Source organism: Nocardiopsis lucentensis DSM 44048, from assembly GCF_000341125.1.
Lineage (GTDB): Bacteria > Actinomycetota > Actinomycetes > Streptosporangiales > Streptosporangiaceae > Nocardiopsis > Nocardiopsis lucentensis.
The window spans coordinates 1-1,149 of sequence record NZ_ANBC01000284.1 but is presented as its reverse complement, the minus strand read 5'-3'; the positions used below and the strand labels follow the sequence as shown (position 1 = coordinate 1,149).

Below are 1,149 nucleotides of genomic sequence, written 5' to 3'. Positions count from 1 at the left end.
TCGGTGGATCGGAGGTGGCCCGGTGACCGCCGACCCCACCCTCCACAGCGCCTACCTGCCGCTGCGCTACGTCCTCACCGACACCCTGGCCGTGCGTACGTCCTACGACCCCCTGAGCATCGACTCCGACCACGTCATCAGCGGCCGGGCCCAGCGCGGTATGCTCGCCGCCGCCCTCCGACGCGCCGGACGCCACGACGACCTGGACGCCTGGGTGGCCCGAGGCGACATCGTGCGCTTCGCCCCCGCCCACCCCAGGCTGGAACCCGGCGCGGATCCGGTCTCCGGGCGCTTGGAACGCGCGGCTGTCGCCCTTCCGCCGCCCGCCTACCTGTACACGCCGGGCAAGAACGGGGACACCACCGTCGACGTCTTCGGTCCCACCGACCCCGCCACCCCCTACCGCGCGGTCCGCGACCCGGTGACCCCCGATCGAACGTTCCGCGCCCAGGTGCGTACGACCGCCGAGCAGTACCTCGGGCGGTCCCGTGTCGGAGCGGGCCGCCAGGGCCTGCCCTTCCTCACCACCACCCTCGACCCGGGCCAGGTCTTCGAGGCCCGTTGGCAGCTGCGGGCCCCCGACCCCGACTCCCTGTACGCCCTGGCCGAACGCGTGGTCGCCGCCCTGGCCGAGGCCGACGGCACCCTCACCCTGGGGTCGGGCGGCACTCGGGCCCACGGAGGGGTCCGCGTCGCCCCCGCCGACCCCGACCGCCTGCTCTCACCCGACCGCGTGGACCCCGCCGACCCCGACCGTTCCCGGCCCGCCGGGGCCCCGGTCGACCTCCTCCTGCTCTCGCCCGCGCTCGTCGTGGACGACCACGGCCAGCACCGCCCCCAGTTCCTGGTCCCCGCCGTGCTCGCCCTGCTGGCCCGGGTCCTGCCCGGCACCCGCGCCGAGGTGCTCGCCAGCCACGTGGAGGCCGAGGCCGTCGGCGCCTACCACCGGGGCTACCGGGGGCCGATGGCACAGCGCTGGGCGGCCCGGCCCGGCTCCGTCGTCCGGTTGCGCCTGGACCGGGACCTGACCACCGAGGGGGCACGGATGCTGGAGGCGCACCCGCTGGGGGAGCGGGTGGTCGACGGACACGGCCAGTTCACTCTCGCGTGTCCGCCGCCGCCCGAGCCCGAACCCCTCGCGCCGGTGGC

General features: G+C 76.3%; 1 pseudogene. It reads left to right on the top strand.

Annotated elements, in window-relative coordinates:
- Nucleotides 1-22: 22 nt before the first annotated feature.
- A pseudogene (locus tag D471_RS0109730) lies at nt 23-1,149 on the top strand (hypothetical protein); the annotation flags it as partial.